Here is a 17,848-nt window from a genome sequence, read left to right on the forward strand (position 1 = left end):
CATGGTGTCTCGGCTCCTCAGGCTCGAAGGAGGATCGCGGAGGTGGGGACGCCCTCGCCGGCCGTGACCAGGCAGGTGGCGGCGTCGGGCACTTGGGCGGTGGAGCTGCCGCGGAGCTGCTTCACGCCCTCGTTGATGAGGTTGAAGCCGTGGACGTACGCCTCGCTCAGTCCGCCGCCGCCGGTGTTGAGGGGCAGCCGGCCGCCGATCTCCAGGGCGCCGCCTTCGGTGAACGCGGCGCCCTCGCCGCGGCCGCAGAAGCCGTAGCCCTCCAGGGAGAGCGGGACGAGCGGGGTGAAGGCGTCGTAGATCTGGGCGACGTCGACGTCCTCGGGGCCGAAGTCGGCCTGTTTCCAGAGGTGTCGGGCGGCGGTCCAGGCGGGTCCGGAGAGCGGGTCGTCGTTCCAGTAGTTGACCATGCCGTGATGCTGGGCGGGCAGGCCCTGGGCGGCGGAGTGGACGTAGACCGGCTTCTGGCGGCAGTCGCGGGCGCGTTCGGCGGAGACGATGACGCAGGCGAGGGCGCCGTCGGTCTCCAGGCAGTTGTCGAAGAGGCAGAGCGGCTCGCTGATCCAGCGGGAGGTCATGTACATCTCGCGGGTCAGGGGCCGCTCGTACATGATCGCGGAGGGGTTCTGGTTGGCGCGGTTGCGGCAGGCGAGCGCGACGTTGAAGAGGTGGTCGCGGGTGGCGCCGTACTCGTGCATGTAGCGGCGGGCGAGCATGCCGATCTCGTCGGCGGGGCGGAGCAGCCCGAAGGGGCGGGTCCACTGGCCGGGGGTGGGCAGCTGGGCGGCGGTGTTCTTCCAGGGGCGGGGGCCGGAGCCCCGCTTCCGGGAGCGCCAGGCGACGCCGACGCTCGCCTGGCCGGTGGCGACGGCGGCGGCGAGGTGGCCGACGGTGGCGCAGGAGCCGCCGCCGCCGTAGCCGACCTTGGAGAAGAAGGTGACGTCGCCGGCGCCGATGGCCTTGGCGACCTCGACCTCGTCCGTCTCCTCCATCGTGTACGAGGCGAAGCCGTCGACCTCGGAGGGGTCGATCCCGGCGTCGTCGAGGGCGGCGAGGATCGCCCGGCAGGCGAGGGCCTTCTCGGACTCGGGGAGGTGTTTCGCGAAGGCGGTCTGTCCTATGCCGACGATGGCCGTGGCGTCCTTGAGCACCGTACCTCCTTTTGGGGCAGCACTGCTGACAGCGCGTCAGGTTACAACTAATCTGACGGATAGTCAGCTAAAGGGAGGGGTGGGCATGCGCGGCGACCTGGAGTGGGGCACGATTCCCGGGCTCGTACGGGCGGCGGCCGAGCGGTACGGGGCGCGGGAGGCCGTCGTCGACGGACGCGTCCGCGTCACCTACGCCGAACTCGGCGAGCGCGTCGAGCGGGCGGCCGCCGCCTGCATCGCCACCGGGGTACGGGCGGGGGACCGGGTGGCGATCTGGGCGCCCAACACCCTCGACTGGATCGTCTCGGCGCTCGGCGCCGTCTCCGCGGGCGCCGTCCTCGTCCCCCTGAACACCCGCTTCAAGGGCACCGAGGCGGCCCACGTCCTCCAGCGCTCCCGGGCCCGCCTGCTCTTCGTCACCGGCACCTTCCTCGGCACCTCGTACGTGGCCTCCCTGCGCCGCTCGGGCGTCGCGCTCCCGCACCTGGAGAAGGCCGTCGTCCTCGGCGACACCGCGCCCGACGACGCGGGCTGGACGACCTGGAAGGCCTTCCTCGCGGAGGGCGACCGGGTCCCGGCCGCGCGGGTGCGCGCCCGGGCCGACGCGATCGACCCCTCCGACCCCTCCGACATCATCTACACCTCAGGCACCACCGGCCGGCCCAAGGGGGCCGTCATCGGCCACGCCCAGAGCCTGCGCTGCTACGAGGTCTGGTCCGAGCTCGCCGGCCTCCGGGAGGGCGACCGCTACCTCGTCGTCAACCCGTTCTTCCACACCTTCGGGTACAAGGCCGGGATCCTCGCCTGCCTCATGCGCGGTGCCGTGATCGTCCCGCAGCCCGTCTTCACCGTGGACACGGTCCTCGCCAACATCGCCGCCGAGCGCATCACGGTCCTCCCCGGGCCGCCCACCCTTCACCAGTCCCTCCTGGACCACCCCGCCCGCGCGGCCCACGACCTCTCCTCGCTCCGCCTCGTCGTGACGGGCGCGGCGGTGGTCCCGCTCCGGCTCGTCGAACGCCTCCGCACCGAACTGGGGATCGGCACGGTCCTCACGGCGTACGGCCTCTCCGAGGCGAGCGGCCTCGTCACCATGTGCCGCCGCGACGACCCGGCCGGGACGGTCGCCACGACCTCGGGCCGGCCCGTACCCGACACCGAGGTCAGGCTCTCGCCGACCGGCGAGGTCCTCGTCCGCGGGCACCACGTCATGCGCGGCTACTTCGAGGACGAGGAGGCGACGGCGGCGGCGATCGACGAGGACGGCTGGCTGCGCACGGGGGACGTCGGGGTCCTGGACGAGGCGGGGAACCTGCGGATCACGGACCGGCTGAAGGACATGTTCATCGTGGGCGGCTTCAACGCCTATCCGGCCGAGATCGAGCAACTCCTGGGCCTGCACCCCGACATAGCGGACGTCGCGGTCGTCGGGATCCCCGACCGGAGGCTCGGCGAGGTCGGCAAGGCCTTCGCGGTGCGCCGGGCGGGGGCGCGGGTGACGGCGGACGACCTGATCGCCTGGTCGCGGCGGGAGATGGCGAACTACAAGGTGCCGCGGGAGGTCGAGTTCGTGACGGAGCTGCCGAGGAACGCGAGCGGGAAGGTGGTGAAGGGGGAGCTGCGGGCGAGAACGGACGCGGCGCCGGACGGGGCAGAGGCGGATACGGCGGCCGATGCGACGGCGGAGGCGGCGGCGGGCTGAGGCCGGGGACCGAGGTCGGGGGCGGAGGCTGCGGGCCGAGGCGGCGGGGCGTGATGGGCCCGTGCAACCAACTCCGCGCGTGTACACGTCATATGGGCAGTCTTACGTTTCCTTTACCTCGCCCCTCGCCCCCTCCTCCAGGAGCAGCCGGTGTCGACGCAAGAGATCGCTCTCACCCTCACCCCGCAGCAGGCCGCCACCGGCGTCGTCATCCCGGTCACCCTGCCGACCGGCCCCACGCAGCTCAGCGTCCCGCCCTGCCGCCACGGCGACCTCGTCCCGGTGTGGCTCGGCGACACCGTGGTGCACCTGCGCATCACCGTCGCCGCCGGCCGGCGGCCCGCCAAGAAGTCCGGCTTCCTCGGCTGCCTGGTCCCGCTCGTCGTGATCGGCGGGCTCGTCGGAGCGTCGTTCCTCCTGAACGACGACGACAACGACCCGCCCGGCTCCCGGGGCCCCGGCCCGATCCCGACCTTCTCGGTCTCGCCGTTCCCCACCCTCGACCCGCTCGGCACGGCCACCGGGGCGCCCGGCACCCCCACCGACGCCCCGACCGAGGAGAAGCCGGACCCCTTCGACAAGGGCACCTGCCTCAACGGGCAGCTGCCCGACTCCGAGACCGCGCAGACCGTCGACGACGTCGAGGAGGTCCCCTGCTCGGCCTCCGACGCCCACTACAAGGTGATCCAGACCTTCCCGTTCACCTCCGACATGGGCAAGTGCAACGCCAACCCCAAGACCCAGTACGCCTTCTCGCACCGCTACACGATGAACGGCGCCGTCGTCAGCCAGTACGTGTACTGCCTGGTCGGCCTGGGTTCCTACGCCCGCTGACGGACGAGTACGACGATCCCGGCCTCGTCCCGCACGACCCGCCACCCCTGGCCCACGGCCTGGCGCAGCACCCGCCCGACCGCACCCGCAGGCCAGGCCTCCGTCCGGTCCGCCACGACCCACTCCACGGCGGGGCTCCGGCCGAGCACCCCGTCCGCGACGAGGTGCACGGTCGCCCGGTCGGTCAGGTGCGGGGCGAGGCTGTTGCTCGCCGCGACCCGAACCCCGTCGGGGACGAGCGCCAGGGCCTCGCGGGCCGCGGCCTCCCGGGGGCTCTCCCGCCAGAAGCCCGGCGTGGCGAGGGAGGCAAGTGGCTGCGCGGGCAGCAGCAGGAGCGCGACGGCCACGGGCACGGAGAGCGGCAGCCGTACGCCCCGGCGCAGGGCGTCGACGAGCGCGGCGAGCGCGATCGGCACGAGGACCGCCGAGTAGTGCAGACCCGGCTCCCAGTGGGCCGGGTTGGCGGAGGTGAACCGCCAGGCAAGGGTCGGCAGGAGCAGCAGGGCGAGCGGGCTCCGCACGACGAGCCCACCGGTCACCGCGAGCAGCAGCAGGACGGTCAGCACCTTCACGTGCCAGCCGTCGAGGAGCCCGTACGCACCGGTGACCTGGCTCGCGTACAGGTACTGCCCGTCCGGCGCGAAGGCCGGCACCACCCCGTACACGATCAGGACCGTGCCGAGCGCCGACCCGGCGGTGAGGGCGAGCCCGGTGCGGCGGTCCTGCCGGGCGAGCAGCAGCCCGAAGACCGCGGTGGTCGCGCCCAGGTCCTCCTTCACGAGGAGCAGGGCGGCGGCCCAGCACGCGGCGGCGCGGGTCCGCCCGTCCAGGTAGGCGCGGCAGGCGAGGGCGAGCAGGGGCACGGCGAAGGCGACCTCGTGGAAGTCGAAGCCGACGAGCTGCTGCACCCCCCAGCCGAGCCCGCAGGCCGTCCCGGTCGCGAGCGCGGCGAACCGCCGCTCCGGCAGGTGGTGCTGGGCGGTGCGGGCGAGGACGTACACGGCGAGGGCGACGAGCGCGGCCTGCGCGACGAGGAGCGTGCCGACGTGCGGGGCGAGCCGGTAGAGCGGCCCGAGGAGGGCCAGGACCGGGTGGAAGTGGTCGCCGAGGAGCGGGTACGCGTCGGCGGCGAAGCCCGGCGGAGCGGTCGCGGCCCGGATCTCGGAGGCGGGCGCCCGCCCCTCCGCGTAGGAGCGCACGGCCTGCCCGAAGATCCCGAGGTCGTATCCGGTGCTCCGGAAACGGGCGTGCTCGCGCAGCGCGAGGACGGCATGGAGGACGAAGAAGACGGAGGCGAGGAGCGCGGGGACGGCACGGGAGGCGGTGGGCAGCGGCTTCAGGGGCAGGCGCTCGGCGGCGGGCTCAATGATCAAGGCCATGAGGGGGAAGCCTCGGAGACCGCCCCTGAGCGGGTCCTGAAGGACCCTGAGGATTTCCTCAGCACCGTCTCCGCCGGCCCGGCGATACTCGGTCCCATGCGCGTACTGGTGATCGAGGACGAGGAGCGGATCGCCGCCTCGCTGCGGCGCGGCCTCTCGGCCGTCGGGTACACGGTCGACGTCGCCCACGACGGCGTGACCGGGCTCCACCTGGCCCGGGAGCACCGCTACGCGGCGGTCCTCCTCGACATCATGCTGCCCGGACTCAACGGCTACCAGGTCTGCTCGCGGCTGCGCGCCGAGTCCAACGACGTACCGGTGATGATGCTGACGGCCAAGAACGGCGAGTACGACGAGGCCGAGGGCCTCGACACCGGCGCCGACGACTACCTGGCCAAGCCCTTCTCGTACGTCGTCCTGGAGGCCCGCCTCCGCGCCCTCCTCCGCCGCGGCGGCGCCCGCACGCGCACGCTCCTGGAGTGCGACGACCTGTGGCTGGACCCGGCACGCCGGACCTGCGGCCGGGGCGCGGCCGACATCTCCCTCACCCCGAAGGAGTTCGGGGTGCTCCAGTGCCTGCTCCTGCGCCCCGACGAGGTCGTCCCGACGCTCGACATCCTCGACGAGGTGTGGTCGGCGGACTTCACGGGCGACCCGAACATCGTGCACGTCTACATCAGCGCCGTACGCCGGAAGATCGACGCGCCGTTCGGGCGGGCGACGATCGAGACGGTGCGGGGGGCGGGGTACCGGGTGGTGGGTGGCGGTCGTGGCTGAGTGGTGGCGGAGGTACGGGCAGGCGGTGGCGTCCGGACTCGCGGCCTGGTGCGTCGTTGCGGCGGCGGTGGTCTGGCTGGAGGCGGAGGACCAGGCGGTGGGGCCGCTCCCCTGGGTGATCCCCGAGGTGCTGTCCACCGACCGGGTGGGCCCGCAGATCGCGTTCCTCGCCTGGCCCGGCTTCGCGCTCGGGGCGGCGGGCGTGGCCGCGACCGGCTGGCTCGCGGGCAGCGGACACGCGCGGGCGGCGCGGCTCAGGGCCACGGCCGTGGCCCTCCTCACCTCCGGGGCACTCCTCGCCACCTGCACCCAATGGCTGGTCCGCGAGAACCCGCTCAAGCCCTGGCTGGTCGCGGAGGAGGCGTACCGCTGGGGGCTGATGTTCATCGGCCCCTCCACGGGCCTGCTCACGGCCGCGGCCGTGGCGATGGCGCTCGGCGGCGGCGCGGGCCGGCTGCCGTACCGCAGCCGTACGGTCCTGGTGGCGGCGGCCACGACCGGTGGGCTGTTCGCGGCGACCATCGAGGTCCTGCGCCGGGCGCAGCCGGAGCACCAGGAGCCGTGGAGCAACACGTACTGGGTCGCGCTGATCACCGGGGTGCCGCTCGTCGCCGTGCTCACGGGGATACTCGTCCACGTCACCGCGACGCGCTCGCTGCGCCCCGTCGAGGCGATCCGCCGCGAGCTGGCCGACATCACGGGCCAGTCGTTGGACCGCCGGGTCCCGGTCCCGCCGACGGAGGACGTCATCGCCCGGCTCGCGGTCACCACGAACGACACCCTCGACCGCCTGGAACAGGCCTCCGCCCGCCAGCACCAGTTCGTCGCGGACGCGGCGCACGAACTCCGCAGCCCGCTCGCGGGCCTGCGGGCCCAGCTGGAGACGGCCCTGCGCCACCCGGACTCGGTGACGGACTGGCCGGAGGTGGTGGCGGGCGCGGCGGCCGACGTCGTACGCCTCCAGGCTCTCACCGACGACCTGCTGCTCCTCGCCAGCCACCGGGCGACCGCGCCGGCGGGGGAGCCGGTGGACCTGGCGGCGCTGGCGGAGGACCTGGTCCGCGAGCACGAGCACCTCCCGGACGCGACGGGCCTCCTCCTCACCTGCGGGGCTCCGGCGGCCCCGGCGCTCGTCCACGGCAACCCGACCCGCCTGGAACGCCTCCTCCGCAACCTCCTGGCGAACGCCTGCCGCCACGCGGAGACGCGGGTCGAGGTCACGGTGGTGGACGACGGCTCCCGGGCGGTGCTCACGGTGACGGACGACGGCCCGGGCATCCCGCCCGCCGACCGCGCCCGCGTCTTCGACCGCTTCACCCGCCTCGACGCCTCCCGCACCCGCACCTCGGGCGGCGCGGGCCTGGGCCTCCCCATCGCCCGCGACATCGCCACCCACCACGGCGGCACCCTGACGATCGAGGACTCGGCGCACGGGGCGCGCCTGGTGGCGTGCTTCCCGAAGGGCGCTCGCCCGTCCGGATGACGCCCGGCGTATCCACCGCGTAAGGCTCCGGACCTGCGGTTACGCTCCGAGGCCCCGGTCCCGGATCGCGCGAGGAGCACGGAATGACGGCCACGCAGGCAGCCGGCTCCCTCACGGCGGCCGCCGTCCTCGCCGCGGGCCTCCTGCTCAGCCCGCACGCCGCCGCCGGAGCGGCGGTCGACCCCGCCCCGTGCATCCGGGGCGAGTCCGAGACCCGGGGGGACTCCAGCGTGGACGGCAAGGAGCTCCGCTGGGAGGACGACAGCAAGTACAACGACCCGCTGACCTGGGCCAACCGGGTCTGGTCCCTGGGTCTCGTGACGATCGCGGCCGACGACGCCGGGAGCGTCAACGACCTGGAGTGGCGGGACTACTCGAAGGCCGACGGCCACGGGGGCTACTGGCAGGGCAAGCCCGGCGTCGACTACATCTACCTGAACGCCTACTACCTGGACGGCCGTTACAAGGACCGGAACTCCCGCCGCCACATCGCCGTCCACGAGCTCGGTCACGCCCTCGGCCTGTGCCACAAGCCGGACACCTGGGCCTCCGTGATGTGGACGAAGGTCCCCGACAACCCGCCGACGGAGCCCACCCACCGCGACGAGGCGAACTACCGGAAGTTGTGGAGATGACCATGAGCCCGAAGCGGACCGCCGGTCTCGTCCTCGCGGGGACGCTCGTCCTCGGCGCCACGGGCTGGGCCGCGGCGGAGGCCTTCACCGCCGACCCCGCCCCCGTCCACGCCCTCTGCCTCCCCGACCTCTCCCGCGACGCGTACGTACCGGCCGCGATGAGCCACCTCGCGTACGCGACGGTCGAGGAGACCACCGGCTACGACCCGGACACCGACGGCGGGAGCGGCGGCATCCAGCGTGTCCGCCTCCGCGTCCTGCACACCCTCAAGGGCGAGATCCCCACCACCCTCACCCTCGGCCAGGGCGTGGGCCGGGACCCCCAGGGCCACTACACGAGCCACGACCCGCTGTACCCGGTCCTCACCCCCGGCCGCACCTACGTCGTCGGCTACGCCCCGGACCCCGCCTACGGCGACGGCTACGCCCGCTACGCCAAACAGGAACCCGAGTCGGCGCTCCCCCGCTGGACGGCCCACGTGACCACCGGAGCGATCGCCCCCCTGGGGGAGGGCTGCGCGGAAGGGGGGTGAGTATCCTCTTGGCGAATCGACCACGGGGGGAGACCGGTATGGCAACCGACGGCAGGGAACCGGGCCGTACGAGCGGGCGTCGGCACGCGCTGTCCTACGACACCACGGAGGCGACCTCGCCCTTCGGGCTCGGACTGCACCATGTGCAGCTCAGCCTGCCGCCGGGCGAGGAGGAGGTGTGCCGGCGGTTCTACGTGGACGTCCTCGGCATGACCGAGATCCAGAAGCCGCCGGTCCTCGCGGCCCGCGGCGGGCTGTGGGTCCGGTCGGACGCGCTGGAGATCCACCTGGGCGTCGAGAAGGACTTCCGCCCGGCCCGCAAGGGCCACCCCGGCATCCTCGTCGCCGACCTCGACGGGCTCGCCGCGCGGCTGACGGCGCTGGGCACCGAGGTCGTCTGGGACGCCGACTTCCCGGGCCACCGCCGCTTCTACGTCGCCGACTGCCACGGCAACCGCCTCGAATTCCTCCACCCGGAGGCCTGAGCGGGACCCGGCGAGGCGGTCGCCGCACACGTCGGAGGGGCCGGGCAGATGCCCGGCCCCTCCTTTGTGCGGTGATCCGATCGCGTTGCGCACGGGCCCTGCCCGGACGGAATCCCCCTGGTCCCGTCGGGCGTCCCCCGAGCCCGTGTGCTCCCCCGTCGACCGGACCTCCCTGGCCCCGGCGGCTCCCCCGAAGTCGCCGCCGCGGGCTTTCCCCGTCGGGAATGGTCTACTTGGCCGGCTCCGACGTCGCGTGCAGGTCGTCGGTCGTGGCGACGGGCGGCTGCTCGCGGGTCAGGATCTTGTCCGCGATGGCGTTCGCGGGCTCGGACGTGGCGTGCAGGTCCTTGGTGACGATCTGCTCGTTCCCGGTGCCCGTGGCGTGCAGGTCCTGCGGCTTGACGATCGGGTCGGTGGCGTCGCTCATGACGGTCCCCTCCTGGTGGATGGCTTCGCGTGCTGGTGGGTGGAGCCCGTCCGGACTGTTCCCCCGTGGACGGTCGGACGGGCTCCGTCGGGCCGTCCACCCTAGTGTTCCTGGGTGATGACCTCACCGGCGACCCGTCTGCCCCCCGATGCGACGGGTCGATGAGAAGAAGTCTGCCGGGGGGCGATAAACGAATGATGAACGCCCGCTGCAACGGGCCGGGGTCAGGCGGCCGCCTGGGGGGTCAGCAAGGCCCTCACCTCGGACGCCTCCGGTACCGACAACTCCTCGTAGATGTCGAGTGCTTCCTGCCAGCAGACCTGGGCCCGGCCCGACTGGCCGACGCCCGCCAGGGCCCGGCCGAGCACCGTGAGGACCTGGCCCCGCCGCCAGTCGCCGCCGATGCCCCTGAGCACGGTCAGCGCCTTCTCCGCGCAGGCGGCAGCCGCCCCGTACCGCCGGGCGGCGATGTCGACCTCCGCGATACGGAAGAGGCTCATGCCCTCCCACAGCCTCTGGCGGCAGTCCACGAACACGGCGAGTGCCTCGCGGAGCCGCTCGCCCGCCGCCGCGAGCTGCCCGCTCTGGGTGAGCGCGAGCCCGAGGGCGTAGCGTCCGTTCGCGCCCCTCAGGGCGTGGCCCATCTCGTCGTACATGTCCACGCCTTGCTGGGCCATGCGGGCGGCGTCCTCCTGCCGGCCCGTCGCCAGCCGGATGCGGGACAGGTTGCAGAGCGCCGCCGCCTCGCCGGCCCGGTCTCCGGCCCTGCGGAACTCGGCTATGGCCAGGGTGAGATGGTGGTCGCCGTCCTCGTACCGGGTCTGGTAGAGCGCGATGGCCCCCCTGGCGTTGGAGGCCCAGCAGGTGGGAAGCGGGTCGTCGACGGACCGGGCCATGCCGACGACCTCCTCCGCCTCCCGGTCGGCCTGGTCGAAGCGGCCCTGGTGATGGTGGACATACGCCAGGGTCAGCGCCGCACGGCCCTCCGCCCGCACATCCCCCGCCGCGCCCGCCGCCCCCCGCAGCACCGTCGCCACCGCCTCGTACTCCTTCGAGTTCGCGCCCGACTCCGCGAGGTCCAGGGACGCCCACAGGAGGTCCACCGCTCGGCGGAGGGTCGCCGGGGACGCGGCGGACTGGCGGACCGTGGCCAGGAGGCAGTTGGCCTCGGCGTAGAGCCAGTCCTGGGCCTCGTGGCGGTCCGTGAAGGACAGGCCCTCGTAGGCCGTCGGTTCCAGGTGGTCCACCAGGCGGTCCCCGGGGCGCTCGATCGCGTAGACGCGCGCCGCCGTCGACAGGTAGAAGTCGAGGAGGCGCGAGAGCGCCGCCTCCTTCTCCGTCGGGGGCTGCTCGTCGCGGTCCGCGCACGCACGCGCGTAGAGGCGGACCAGGTCGTGGTAGCGGTAGCGGCCCGGGGCCGCCGACTCCAGGAGGGACGTGTCGACGAGGGCCTCCAGGAGGTCCTCCGTGTCCCAGAGGGGGAGGTCGAGGACGGCTGCCGCCGCTGCGAGGGAGATGTCCGGGCCGTCGGCCAGGCCCAGCAGGCGGAAGGCGCGGGCCTGGGCCGGTTCGAGCTGGCCGTAGCCGAGTTCGAAGGTCGCCTTGACCGCGAGGTCGCCCGCCTGGAGCTCGTCGAGGCGCCGCCGCTCGTCCGCCAGCTTCGCCGCCAGGACCGAGACCGTCCAGGTGCGGCGGGCCGCCAGGCGGGAGGCCGCGATGCGGATCGCGAGGGGGAGGAAGCCGCAGGCGGCGACCACGTCGAGCGCCGATTCACGTTCGGACTGGACGCGTTCCTCGCCGACGATCCGGGTGAAGAGCTGGAGCGCCTCCTCCGGGGACATCACGTCCAGGTCCACCAGGTGCGCACCCGCCAGGTCGACCATCCGGATCCGGCTCGTCACCAGGGCCGCGCAGCCGGCCGTTCCCGGGAGGAGGGGGCGGATCTGGGCCGCGTCCCTCGCGTTGTCCAGGAGGACCAGGACCCGGCGGCCGTCGAGCGTCGAGCGGTAGAGCGCGGCTCGGTCGTCGAGGGAGTCGGGGATGGCCGAGTCCGGTGTGCCGAGCGCGCGGAGGAAGGAGCCGAGGACGGTTTCCGGGGCGGCGGCGCGATGGCCCGCGCCCTGGAGGTCCACGTACAGCTGGCCGTCGGGGAAGTGCGGCCGGGCCTCGTGGGCCACGTGCACCGCGAGGGTCGTCTTGCCGACGCCGCCGATGCCCGCCAGCGCCGAGACCGCCATGACATGGCCCTCGGCGGTGGCGAGCCGGGCCCCCAGCTCCCGTACGAAGGAGGCGCGGCCCGTGAAGTCCGGGACCGTGGCCGGGAGCTGGGCGGGGCGGGCCGGCGGTGCGGCGGCCGGGGCCGCCTCCTCGACCGGGAGGGCGAGTTCGGCGTCGCCCTGGAGGATGCGCTGCTGGAGCCGGGAGAGTTCGGGTGTCGGGTCGACGCCGAGCTCGTCGGCGAGGAGCCGGCGCGTGTCCGCGTACACGGCGAGCGCCTCCGCCTGCCGGCCGCCCCGGTAGAGGGCGAGCATCAGCAGCTCGCGGAGCCGCTCGCGCAGCGGGTGCGCGGCGGTGAGCGCGGTCAGCTCGGAGACGGCCTCCGCGTGCGCGCCGACCTCCAGGTCGATGTCGAGGCGGGTCTCCAGGAGCGTGAGCCGCCATTCCTCCAGGCGGGTCCGCTGTGTCTCGGCGTACGGGCCGGGTACGGAGGCCAGCACCTCGCCGTCCCACAGCGCGAGGGCCTCGGCGAGCTTCGCCCGTGCGCCCGCCCGGTCTCCGGACGCCCGCAGCTTCTCGGCCCCGGCGGCCAGGTCCTGTGCGGTGAGGAGGTCGAGGTCCTTGGTGCGCAGGGCGTAGCCGCCGGACTCGCTGACGAGGACCTTCGGGCCGAGGGCCTTGCGGAGCCGGGAGGCGTACGTCCGTACCGCCGCGAGGGCCTGCGAGGGCGGTTCCTCGCCCCAGAGCGCGTCGATCAGCTCGGAGGCGGTGGCGGTGCGCCCGCCGCGCAGGAGCAGGGCGGCGAGCAGGGCGCGCTGCTGGGGCGAGCCGGCGGGCAGGGCCTCGCCGCCACGCCAGGCACGGACCGGTCCGAGCACGCCGAAGCGCAGCTCACCGCCGGTGCCGGCGGTGTTCTCGGTGCCGGTCGCGTCGTGGTGGCGGGCGCCCGTTCCAGGGCTCGTACCCGCGCCCGTACCCGTACTCGTTCTTCTCTCGGAACCCGTGCCCGCGCCCGCGTCGGCACCCGCGCTCGCCTCAGGAGCCCGCTGCACCGGAACTCGCGGCCCGTCTCCACGGCCCATAGCTCCCCCTGCCCGTACCGCTGGTTTCGCCCAGGACAGTCTGCCTTGTCCGGAGGGAGTCCGTCAGCATCGGGTCGGCCGAGAGCGGGGGCTGGAGCGGGCCTGGTACCGGGCCGTTGCCGGACCGTTGTGCGACACGATAGCTGACGGGTCGTCAGATCGGCGCTACCGTAAAAGACATGGAGAGCATGGAGAGCACGGAGACAGCGCCCGAGACCTTCCCGAGGATCATCTCGGTCGACGACCACACCGTGGAGCCCCCGCACGTCTGGCGGGACCGGCTCCCGTCCCGCTTCCACGACACCGGACCCCGGATCGTCCGCGCCCCCCTCAAGGAGATGACCTTCCTCGGCGGCAAGTTCGCCCCGGTCATGGGGGCCAAGGGCGACGACGGGCCCATCGGCGACTGGTGGGTCTACGAGGACCTGCACCGGCCCCTCACCCGACTCGACACCGCCGTCGGCTACGACCGGGACGAGATCAAGCTCGAAGTCATCACCTACGAGCAGATGCGGCCCGGCTCCCACTCCGTCCCCGAGCGCCTCGCCGACATGGACGTCAACCACGTCCAGTCCGCCCTCTGCTTCCCCACCTTCCCGCGCTTCTGCGGGCAGACCTTCACGGAGGCGAGCGACCGCGAGCTCGGCCTGCTCTGCGTCCGGGCCTACAACGACTGGATGGTGGAGGAGTGGTGCGGGCCCGAGGCCCACGGCCGGCTCATCCCGCTCACCCTCATCCCGCTCTGGGACCCCGAACTCGCCGCCGCCGAGGTCCGCCGCAACGCCGCGCGCGGGGTCCGGGCCGTCGCCTTCTCGGAGATCCCGCCCCACCTGGGGCTCCCCTCGGTCCACACGGACCACTGGGACCCCTTCTTCCGCGCCTGCGACGAGACCGGCACGGTCATCGCCATGCACATCGGCTCCTCCAGCCGGATGCCGTCCACCTCCGCCGACGCCCCGCCGGCGGTCGGCTCCACCATCACCTTCGCGAACTGCTGCTTCTCGATGGTCGACTGGCTGATGAGCGGCAAGTTCGAGCGCTTCCCGAACCTGAAGATCATGTACGCGGAGGGGCAGATCGGCTGGATCCCGTACATCCTGGAGCGCGCCGACGTCGTCTGGGAGGAGAACCGCGGCTGGGGCGGGGTCGCCGAGAAGGTGCTGCGCCCGCCGTCGGAGCTGTTCGCCGGCCATGTCTTCGGCTGCTTCTTCGACGACGCCTTCGGGCTGCGGAACCTCGACGCGATAGGTGTCGGGAACGTCCTGTACGAGACGGACTACCCGCACTCGGACTCCACCTGGCCCAAGTCCCGCGAGGTCGGCGAGGCCCAGATGGGCCACCTCGCGCCGGATGTCGTCGAGCGGATCGTGCGGGGCAACGCGATCGGCCTGCTCGGGCTGAGCCCGGAGGGGCTCTGGCGCCCGTAGGGCGTGGTGGCCCGCTCAGGCCTCGACCACGCGGACCCGGGGGCCGCAAAGAGTGGACAGGTCCTCGGGGTCCGAGGTCAGGACGGTCACGGGAGCCGGAAAGGAGGGCGCGGTCGCGGCCACGAGGGCGTCAAGGGCGCACTTGTGGCCGGGCAGTCCCGCGCTCGCCGGGAGTGCGCCGGCGTGGCGTGCGATCGCTTCGCCCGGCGGGATCGCGTTCACCGATCAGTTCACGCAGCCGCTCCCGCGTGCGGGGGCTCCGGCGGCGGGAGGCGCCTCCCGTCGTAACCCTTGCCCGGTGGCGCTCCGGCGGCGACGATGGGCCCTTCAGAATCTGACTGAGCGTCAGTTAAGGGGTTCCCATGGTCGTCTACTACGGGATGCAGCTGCCCGTCCAGTCGCAGTCCGCCCTCTACGCCGAACCCTGGGAGGCGGCCGCCGGACCCGCGGATCTGCTCGCCGTCGCCCGGGCCGCCGAGGAGCACGGCTTCGACTACCTCGCGAGCTGCGACCACGTCGCCATCCCGCGCCGTCTCGCCGGGGCGATGAGCACCGTCTGGTACGACCCGGTCGCCACGCTCTCCTTCCTCGCCGCCGCCACCGAGCGCGTCCGGCTCCTCTCGCACGTCGCCGTCGTCGGCCTGCGGCATCCGCTCGTCACCGCGAAGGCGTACGCGACCCTCGACCACCTCTCCGGCGGCCGACTGGTCCTCGGGGTCGGCGCCGGGCACGTCCAGGAGGAGTTCGAGGTGCTCGGCGTGGACTTCGCGCGCCGGGGCGCCGTCCTCGACGAGACCGTCGACGCGCTGCGGGCGGCCCTCGGCCCCGAGGAGTACCCCGAGCACCTGGGCGAGCGCTTCGCCTTCAAGGACCTCGGGCAGCTGCCCCGGCCCGCCCAGGAGCGGGTCCCCGTCTGGGTGGGCGGCTCCTCGCCGGCCGCCGTGCGCCGGGCCGCGCTCAAGGGCGACGGCTGGCTGCCGCAGGGCGACCCGCGCGAGAAGCTCGCCGGCCAGATCCAGCGGCTCCTGCGACTGCGCGCCGAGGCCGGGATCGCCGCGCCGATCACGGTCGGCGCCATCACCGAGGCGCTGTACGTGGGCACCCCCGGCTGGGAGGTCGGCCGCCGCACCCTGAGCGGCTCCCCGGAGGCGCTCGCCGCCTCCCTGCGCGCGTACGGCGACATGGGCGTGCACCAGATCCAGGTCCGGTTCCGCTCCCGGAGCCGTACCGAACTCACCGACCAGATCACGGCCTTCGGCACGGAGGTCGCACCACACCTCTAAGGGGTTCGGACATGGGCAAGCTCGACGGGCGGGTCGTCCTCGTCACCGGCGCGGCGCGCGGACAGGGCGAGCAGGAGGCGCGGCTCTTCGCCGCCGAGGGAGCGCGGGTCGTCCTCGCGGACGTCCTCGACGACGCCGGTGAGGCGCTGGCCAAGGAGCTGGGGGAGGAGCGGGCGGTGTACGTCCACCTGGACGTGACGCGGGAGCAGGACTGGACCGCCGCCGTCGCCCTCGCCAAGGAGCGCTTCGGGAAGATCGACGGGCTCGTCAACAACGCCGGGATCCTCCGCTTCAACGAGCTGCTCTCCACGCCCCTGGAGGAGTTCCAGGCGATCGTCTCGGTCAACCAGACCGGCTGTTTCCTGGGCATCAGGACGGTCGCGCCCGAGATCGCGGCGGCCGGCGGCGGGACGATCGTCAACACCGCCTCGTACACCGGTCTCACCGGCATGGCCGGCGTCGGTGCCTACGCGGCGAGCAAGCACGCCGTCCTCGGCCTCACCAAGGTCGCGGCGCTCGAACTGGCCGCGCGGAACATCCGGGTGAACGCGGTCTGCCCCGGGGCGATCGACACCCCGATGAGCAATCCGGAGGGCGTCGACCCGGCGTCCACTGCCGGGCTGTACCGCAAGCTCGTCCCCCTCGGGCGGATCGGGCGGCCGGACGAGGTCGCGGCCCTCGCGCTCTTCCTGACCGGGGAGGACTCGGCGTACATCACGGGCCAGCCGTTCGTGATCGACGGCGGCTGGCTGGCGGGCGTCAGCCTCTTCTGACGTCTCGTCAGGTATTGACGCACCTGCCGCTCGGTGCGAAAGTCGGGCACATCACGAATCTGACGGCTCGTCAGAAACTCACGAGGACGGTGAACCCCCTTGGAATTCGGGATCTTCGTACAGGGATACGTCGGCAAGCGCGCCGAGACCGATCCCGAAGCCGAGCACAAGGCCCTCATGGAGGAGACCGAGTACGTCATCCAGGCGGACAAGTCCGGGTTCAAGTACGCCTGGGCCTCCGAGCACCACTTCCTGGACGAGTACTCGCACATCTCCGCCAACGACGTCTACCTGGGCTACCTCGCCCACGCCACCGAGCGCATCCACCTCGGCTCCGGCATCTTCAACCCCCTCGCCCCCGTCAACCACCCGGTGAAGGTGGCCGAGAAGGTCGCCATGCTCGACCACCTCTCCGGCGGCCGCTTCGAGTTCGGCTCCGGACGCGGCGCGGGCTCCCACGAGATCCTCGGATTCATGCCGGGCATCACCGACATGAACCACACGAAGGAGATCTGGGAGGAGACGATCGCCGAGTTCCCCAAGATGTGGCTCCAGGACGAGTACGTCGGCTTCCAGGGCAAGCACTGGTCGCTGCCGCCCCGCAAGGTGCTCCCCAAGCCGTACGGGGCCTCCCACCCCGCCATGTGGTACGCGGCCGGATCCCCCTCCTCGTACGCGATGGCCGCCAGGAAGGGCCTCGGCGTCCTCGGCTTCAGCGTGCAGAAGGTCTCCGACATGGAGTGGGTCGTCGAGTCCTACAAGACCGCGATCAAGGAGGCCAAGGCGGTCGGCGACTTCGTCAACGACAACGTCATGGTGACGTCGACGGCGATCTGCGCGGAGACCCACGACAAGGCCGTCGAGATCGCCGTCTCCGGCGGCCTCAACTACCTCCAGTCGCTGCTCTTCCGCTACCACGACACCTTCCCCCGGCCCGAGGGCATCCCCGAGTGGCCCGAGCTGCTCCCCGAGTACTCGGCCGAGATCATCGAACTCCTCATCCAGGAGGAGCTGATGATCTGCGGAGACCCCTCGGAGGTCCTCGCCCAGTGCAAGCGCTGGGAGCAGTCGGGAGCGGACCAGCTCTCCTTCGGCATCCCGATCGGGATCTCGTACGAGGACACGATGAACTCGATCAAGCTGATCGGCGAGCACGTGATCCCCAAGATCGACACGGACCCGATCCACCGCACGACCCGCTTCCGCCAGGCCGCGGGCCAGTAGCGGACCGACGCCCACCCCCGTGTGGGGCCACGCCTCGCCTACTGGCCCGGGGTGCCCACCCCGTGCCGACCGCGCCCCTGCCGGGCCGTACCCACCCCCGTGTGGGCAATCGTCCCGCTGGGCGGGACGGGTGGGCACACGGGACGGCGCCCCAGCGGGCGCCTCCGCCCCCTGCACCGACCCGCACCGGGTGCGGGTCCAGGCGCGGAAGCCTCTGGCGCGGGCACGGGCGCCGTCCCGTGTGCCCACCTCCCCCAGAGGGAGCCCCAGCCCCAGCGGAACGACTGCCCACAACGGGGGTGGGGCACCGCCCCGGCGGGCGGAGGTCCGGGCACAGAAGCGCGGGACGGTGTCTTCCCGGACCGTCGTCCCGTACCGGCCCCGGCCGGAGGCCTCCCGCGGCGGCCCCCGGTCCGGGGCACACCCG

General features: G+C 73.1%; 15 protein-coding genes and 1 pseudogene. 11 read left to right on the forward strand and 5 right to left on the reverse strand.

All coding sequences use genetic code 11. From position 1 onward, the window contains the following. Positions 1–17: 17 nt before the first annotated feature. Positions 18–1,160: a lipid-transfer protein gene (locus DEJ46_RS22945; protein ID WP_150269197.1), complete on the reverse strand. Its 1,143-nt coding sequence runs from the start codon at positions 1,158–1,160 to the stop codon at positions 18–20. Positions 1,161–1,245: 85 nt separating this feature from the next. On the opposite strand from DEJ46_RS22945, the gene DEJ46_RS22950 reads away from it, so the two are divergent. Beyond that, entirely contained in the window at positions 1,246–2,862 is a 1,617-nt protein-coding gene (locus tag DEJ46_RS22950) for a FadD3 family acyl-CoA ligase (protein ID WP_223834981.1), read from the forward strand. A gap of 150 nt (positions 2,863–3,012) precedes the next feature. Beyond that, entirely contained in the window at positions 3,013–3,696 is a 684-nt protein-coding gene (locus tag DEJ46_RS22955; protein WP_150269199.1) for a hypothetical protein, read from the forward strand. Here the strand turns inward: DEJ46_RS22955 and DEJ46_RS22960 are convergent. Beyond that, positions 3,684–5,075, reverse strand: coding sequence for a DUF2079 domain-containing protein (locus DEJ46_RS22960; protein ID WP_150269201.1), 1,392 nt, complete (start codon positions 5,073–5,075; stop codon positions 3,684–3,686). The two genes, DEJ46_RS22955 and DEJ46_RS22960, sit on opposite strands and share 13 nt — an antisense overlap. Before the next feature lie 96 nt (positions 5,076–5,171). Here DEJ46_RS22960 and DEJ46_RS22965 point away from each other — a divergent pair, with 96 nt between their 5' ends. The 5 genes from DEJ46_RS22965 to DEJ46_RS22985 all read left to right on the forward strand — a co-directional run bounded on the left by DEJ46_RS22965 (position 5,172) and on the right by DEJ46_RS22985 (position 8,988). After that, complete coding sequence (locus DEJ46_RS22965) at positions 5,172–5,852, forward strand: response regulator transcription factor (RefSeq protein WP_150269203.1); 681 nt, start codon at positions 5,172–5,174, stop codon at positions 5,850–5,852. After that, entirely contained in the window at positions 5,836–7,335 is a 1,500-nt protein-coding gene (locus tag DEJ46_RS22970; RefSeq protein ID WP_223834984.1) for a sensor histidine kinase, read from the forward strand. Before DEJ46_RS22965 ends, DEJ46_RS22970 begins: the two co-directional genes overlap by 17 nt. Before the next feature lie 83 nt (positions 7,336–7,418). Then, positions 7,419–7,970, forward strand: coding sequence for a matrixin family metalloprotease (locus DEJ46_RS22975; RefSeq protein ID WP_150269205.1), 552 nt, complete (start codon positions 7,419–7,421; stop codon positions 7,968–7,970). 2 nt (positions 7,971–7,972) lie between these two features. Continuing rightward, on the forward strand, positions 7,973–8,503 hold the full coding sequence (locus DEJ46_RS22980; protein WP_150269207.1) for a hypothetical protein: 531 nt from the start codon (positions 7,973–7,975) through the stop codon (positions 8,501–8,503). 38 nt (positions 8,504–8,541) lie between these two features. Next, on the forward strand, positions 8,542–8,988 hold the full coding sequence (locus tag DEJ46_RS22985) for a VOC family protein (protein WP_190622830.1): 447 nt from the start codon (positions 8,542–8,544) through the stop codon (positions 8,986–8,988). A 229-nt stretch (positions 8,989–9,217) separates the two neighbouring features. Here DEJ46_RS22985 and DEJ46_RS22990 read toward each other — a convergent pair whose 3' ends face one another. Together DEJ46_RS22990 and DEJ46_RS22995 are read right to left on the reverse strand one after the other, a co-directional pair. Next, a complete protein-coding gene (locus tag DEJ46_RS22990) occupies positions 9,218–9,415 on the reverse strand; it encodes a hypothetical protein (RefSeq protein ID WP_150269209.1) in 198 nt (65 codons plus the stop codon). A gap of 224 nt (positions 9,416–9,639) precedes the next feature. Beyond that, positions 9,640–12,714 carry an AfsR/SARP family transcriptional regulator gene (locus tag DEJ46_RS22995; protein ID WP_223834992.1) on the reverse strand — a complete coding sequence of 1,025 codons (3,075 nt, stop codon included), beginning with the start codon at positions 12,712–12,714 and terminating at the stop codon, positions 9,640–9,642. Between the two features lie 179 nt (positions 12,715–12,893). Between DEJ46_RS22995 and DEJ46_RS23000 the strand changes: the two genes are divergently transcribed. Then, positions 12,894–14,141 (forward strand): amidohydrolase family protein, encoded by a 1,248-nt coding sequence (locus tag DEJ46_RS23000; protein ID WP_190622831.1) that lies wholly within the window; start codon positions 12,894–12,896, stop codon positions 14,139–14,141. 15 nt (positions 14,142–14,156) lie between these two features. Here the strand turns inward: DEJ46_RS23000 and DEJ46_RS23005 are convergent. After that, positions 14,157–14,363, reverse strand: a pseudogene (locus tag DEJ46_RS23005) (DNA-binding protein); the annotation flags it as partial. A 140-nt stretch (positions 14,364–14,503) separates the two neighbouring features. Between DEJ46_RS23005 and DEJ46_RS23010 the strand changes: the two are divergent. The 3 genes from DEJ46_RS23010 (at position 14,504) to DEJ46_RS23020 (ending at position 17,421) form a co-directional block, all read left to right on the forward strand. Then, positions 14,504–15,424 carry an LLM class F420-dependent oxidoreductase gene (locus DEJ46_RS23010; protein ID WP_150269213.1) on the forward strand — a complete coding sequence of 307 codons (921 nt, stop codon included), beginning with the start codon at positions 14,504–14,506 and terminating at the stop codon, positions 15,422–15,424. Between the two features lie 11 nt (positions 15,425–15,435). Continuing rightward, positions 15,436–16,197 carry an SDR family NAD(P)-dependent oxidoreductase gene (locus DEJ46_RS23015; RefSeq protein ID WP_150269215.1) on the forward strand — a complete coding sequence of 254 codons (762 nt, stop codon included), beginning with the start codon at positions 15,436–15,438 and terminating at the stop codon, positions 16,195–16,197. A gap of 99 nt (positions 16,198–16,296) precedes the next feature. Next, positions 16,297–17,421, forward strand: a complete 1,125-nt coding sequence (locus DEJ46_RS23020) for an LLM class flavin-dependent oxidoreductase (RefSeq protein ID WP_150269217.1) — start codon at positions 16,297–16,299, stop codon at positions 17,419–17,421. Positions 17,422–17,848: the final 427 nt, after the last annotated feature.

The organism is Streptomyces venezuelae (genome assembly GCF_008642375.1).
Taxonomy (GTDB): domain Bacteria; phylum Actinomycetota; class Actinomycetes; order Streptomycetales; family Streptomycetaceae; genus Streptomyces; species Streptomyces venezuelae_G.

Excerpts from the sequence above, each read along its gene's own strand:
- DEJ46_RS22950 (WP_223834981.1), top strand. The coding sequence starts at position 1,246 with ATGCGCGGCGACCTGGAGTGGGGCACGATTCCCGGGCTCGTACGGGCG.
- DEJ46_RS22960 (WP_150269201.1), bottom strand. The coding sequence starts at position 5,075 with ATGGCCTTGATCATTGAGCCCGCCGCCGAGCGCCTGCCCCTGAAGCCG.
- DEJ46_RS22965 (WP_150269203.1), top strand. The coding sequence starts at position 5,172 with ATGCGCGTACTGGTGATCGAGGACGAGGAGCGGATCGCCGCCTCGCTG.
- DEJ46_RS22975 (WP_150269205.1), top strand. The coding sequence starts at position 7,419 with ATGACGGCCACGCAGGCAGCCGGCTCCCTCACGGCGGCCGCCGTCCTC.
- DEJ46_RS22980 (WP_150269207.1), top strand. The coding sequence starts at position 7,973 with ATGAGCCCGAAGCGGACCGCCGGTCTCGTCCTCGCGGGGACGCTCGTC.
- DEJ46_RS22985 (WP_190622830.1), top strand. The coding sequence starts at position 8,542 with ATGGCAACCGACGGCAGGGAACCGGGCCGTACGAGCGGGCGTCGGCAC.
- DEJ46_RS22990 (WP_150269209.1), bottom strand. The coding sequence starts at position 9,415 with ATGAGCGACGCCACCGACCCGATCGTCAAGCCGCAGGACCTGCACGCC.
- DEJ46_RS22995 (WP_223834992.1), bottom strand. The coding sequence starts at position 12,714 with ATGGGCCGTGGAGACGGGCCGCGAGTTCCGGTGCAGCGGGCTCCTGAG.
- DEJ46_RS23000 (WP_190622831.1), top strand. The coding sequence starts at position 12,894 with ATGGAGAGCATGGAGAGCACGGAGACAGCGCCCGAGACCTTCCCGAGG.
- DEJ46_RS23010 (WP_150269213.1), top strand. The coding sequence starts at position 14,504 with ATGGTCGTCTACTACGGGATGCAGCTGCCCGTCCAGTCGCAGTCCGCC.
- DEJ46_RS23015 (WP_150269215.1), top strand. The coding sequence starts at position 15,436 with ATGGGCAAGCTCGACGGGCGGGTCGTCCTCGTCACCGGCGCGGCGCGC.